The organism is Cedecea sp. (assembly GCF_036500665.1).
Lineage (GTDB): Bacteria > Pseudomonadota > Gammaproteobacteria > Enterobacterales > Enterobacteriaceae > Cedecea.
This window is the reverse complement of record NZ_DASYBS010000044.1, coordinates 1-3370: the sequence shown is the minus strand read 5'-3', so window position 1 is coordinate 3370 and position 3370 is coordinate 1. Positions and strand designations below refer to the sequence as shown.

Annotated in this window: 2 protein-coding genes and 1 pseudogene; all 3 read right to left on the bottom strand. The window is 47.6% G+C overall.

Annotated features, from left to right (window positions below; translation table 11 throughout):
• Positions 1 to 282: phospholipase D-like domain-containing protein (locus VGM55_RS07555; protein ID WP_331635128.1), on the bottom strand; the 282-nt coding region annotated here is incomplete at its 3' end.
• Positions 275 to 1021: a MobC family replication-relaxation protein gene (mobC, locus tag VGM55_RS07550; RefSeq protein ID WP_331635127.1), complete on the bottom strand. Its 747-nt coding sequence runs from the start codon at positions 1019 to 1021 to the stop codon at positions 275 to 277. The genes mobC and VGM55_RS07555, both read right to left, overlap by 8 nt.
• Before the next feature lie 225 nt (positions 1022 to 1246).
• Positions 1247 to 3055, bottom strand: a pseudogene (locus VGM55_RS07545) (type IV secretory system conjugative DNA transfer family protein); the annotation flags it as partial.
• Positions 3056 to 3370 lie beyond the last annotated feature (315 nt).

Sequence of the window (3370 nt, the reverse complement as noted above, 5' to 3'; positions counted from 1 at the left end):
CACGGCGGTGTATCCGTCATTATTGGCCTTTTTATCGGCCACTACCCGGATGGTGACCCCGCGCTTGCTGGCGGTGACCAGCGCCATCGCAACCGGCTTACTGGTGAAGCTGTAAGCCGCCACATCGATGTTATGCTTTGCACCCTGGATGGTGCTTAAAATAACCTGTAACGCGCTCTGGCCATTCGACGGTGAGAAACCCACCGATACCGCAGGTGCAGCACTGACAAACGCAGGCGTGGCTATCGCGATAGCCAGCGCCAGTAATATTGATTTACGCATAGTTCGTTAACTCCAGTTTACTGAGTTCTTCCGTGGTGTAGATGCGGAAAACATTACGGTGTTTTTCTTCCAGGGGATGGCGCTGATTGTTAACATTCACATGCGTGATGCCGTCAAAAATTACCCGGAGGGCGCGTTTTTTCTGTTCATCCGGAACGACATAAAAAACGTAAATCCAGTGCCTGCCTGTTCTGGCCATCAGGTGACTGGCTATGATGGACTGATAACGCGCTTTGGTTTTTAACCGGCGTTCTGTTTCCACCGCGATAACTCTGCTGTCAGGCAGGGTTATCAGCCCGTCCGGGCGATGTTTGACATTGTACTGATTAAGGAACGTCGAACGGTCACCGTTAATCCAGTTAGAAGCCCCTTTCTTTTCAAGAATGAGGCGTGCTAACTGGTTATCAAGGTGATGATCCAGTGACCAGCCGGTGATGCGAAATGCCTCAAACCGTGACGGCATCACTTTATCATCCGGGGTCAGAACGACGGCCAGCCCGTCATTCGTGATACCCCAGAGCGTTATTTTATTGGCGCGAGATTCCAGCATGTGTTTTTGAATCAGCCCCATTTTTTCGACTTTAGCCAGGAGTCGATAAAGCGGCATGTGATTTTTATAACCGAACAGCATCATGAGGGTTTGAAAGTCGCTGTAAGTCTCTTCCTTCAAAAAATTCAGCAGGGTGAGGATTTTTTCTGTGTTGCGCTTGCGACGCTCGCTGTTAGTGGTTAAAAGCATTACGCCTCCTTAAAAATCAAGCAGCGATAACTTTTTTTCTTCCTCTTGCGACTGCTCCGCTTCGGAATGAAATTTTTCAGGCTCTGGCTCCGCCAGCTTCCATTCATCGGTATGCGGATCGAGAATGGGTATGGCTTCGTCTGATTCGTCAACTTCGGGAGGAGGGATGGCCACACCGGCATTAAATTCCGGGAGCGTCTCAATGTGCTGGCTTTCTTCTTCATCTATGGTTTCATCATCGAAGAATAAATCAGCGTGTGTTTCGGTTATTTTGAGCTTATCTGCTTTGATTTCCTCATCCACAAAATCAATGGCACCTTTAACGGGTGCTATTGCTGATGCGGATCCTTGTGGAACAGAAGATAAAACGAGAGGCTGTTTTTTCACCTTTATTGGTGAAATTAAATGTGCAGTAGGTAATTTCTTTGTGGTGAAAATAAAGCAGACAAAATCGGGAAGATTTAAGATCATATTTTCGTCAATGAAATACCTTTCAGCCTGACGAATCGTTCTTGTGTCATCTACTTTTTCAGTTAACACAGCATCAAGGGTGACATGTTTAGATTCGTCATCGACTAATATCTTCCCTGACATTCTGGCAACCCATTCAGCAGTGTCTGGATCCATTACGCGATAAACAAGTTTAAACTTTGCATTCTCGACAACTGCCCCGACAACGGATTCTGGATTTAAATCGGCAGGGCAATCACGCAAATCGGCAATAGACTGATGAGCCATGATGATATGCACGCCTTTATCACGTGCAGCTCCCAAACCTTCCAGTGCGGGTTTTGAAAGATGATATTTAAGTTCGTCAAGGAAAATAGCGACAGGGCGAATATCACCGACGACACGATCACGCAATTCCGCAAGCTGAATTAAGCGGATCAAAATCATCCTCTGCGTGGTGATGATTTTGGCATTTCGCATTGACCCGATAATATAGCAACACCCACCCTCATCATAAATCTTCTTCAATGATGCCCCGTCAGGTGTGTTGATGGCGTTTAATCTGGCAAGTTCTGACATTTTGCCAAAAAAACCTTTTATTGTTTCGGAGAGGCTTTGGACATAATCACTGTTAAAGAGGCTTCTTAATGTGGTTCCTTTTTTCTCATCCAGTAACTCGGAAGTCTCCAGCGCCGCTTTCCTGTCATCAATGCGATAGAAGTCAGCACCGCCGTCTCCTTTTTCAGATAAACTAAAGCCAGCTGAAAAGAGTTCTTCCAGTTGCTCTTGATTAATGTCGTCAATCAAGTTGAATTGATAGTCGCGCTTATTTAAATCAATCAGAATAAAAGGCTTACCTGCATCTTCACACGCTTTGCGATAAAGATGCGGTGCCCATTCATCGTTTTTTGGATCAAGAACAAAAACGCCTTCACCGGCGATGATGCTTTGATAAAGCAGCAAGCCGGTGGCCACACCTTTACCGGCACCAGTGGTACCGATAATATCCGCGTGTTGCTTTTGCCAGTATTCCAGCGGAATGTATTGTGGTTCCTGACTGCGGTTTAACCCGATGAATATACCTTTTTCAAGGTCGATGTATTTCATTGGATCATAATGTAGCGTTTCAGGAAGCAGCTCCCTCACCGTTCGTACATCGGTGCGGATATCTCTTTCTGCACTGGTTTTTTTAATCAGGCTGCGTTTGGCCTTATCCAGTTCCGGAGAAATCAAACGCCGTAAAATGATATGTGCGGTTAATCCTGCGCCTGTAAATGCCAGCAGAATTCCCCACGTTAACACCGGAACGGCCACTTCTTCCCGCCCCGCATACATCCGTTGCAGGAACCAGACAGGCATCGGGGCAATTGTCCCGAAAAGAAAACAAAGCATCGAAAGGCCGAATATAAAACGCTTCCAGAATGGGGCGTTTTGATGCTCGTCTTTCTTTAGCGTGAATATAAATGGCAGCATCACGCCTGACAGCAACGCTAAAATCATCTGGTGTGTCTGCAAAAACCAAAAAAACCATAAGGCACCATTTACTATCGGCGATAGCAAATGGCTCAGTCTGTCGAATGGCATAAGAGAGATCCTTTTGTGTTCTCGGCTCATGCTCTCGGCTCATGTGCTCGGCTGGCAAGATGCGCCGAGAGCATGAGCCGAGAACGTGAGCGTGAAAGAAGGTGGCCGCGCTGCGGCCATGCTCGCGGGGGTATACTCCCGCGATCTAACGGCGTGTGCCGTGTCATGCGGGCTGGACGCCCTTTTTCCACGTCACATGGGGGTAATGTCCGGGCTGAACGCCCGACCAAAACCCCCGAAGGTCAAAGGCGGCACACCGTCTTGCGCTACGCGCGACCACCCCCTTTAAGACGCCTGTTTTGGCCCTTTTCTTCT

Excerpts from the sequence above, each read along its gene's own strand:
- mobC (WP_331635127.1), bottom strand. The coding sequence starts at position 1,021 with ATGCTTTTAACCACTAACAGCGAGCGTCGCAAGCGCAACACAGAAAAA.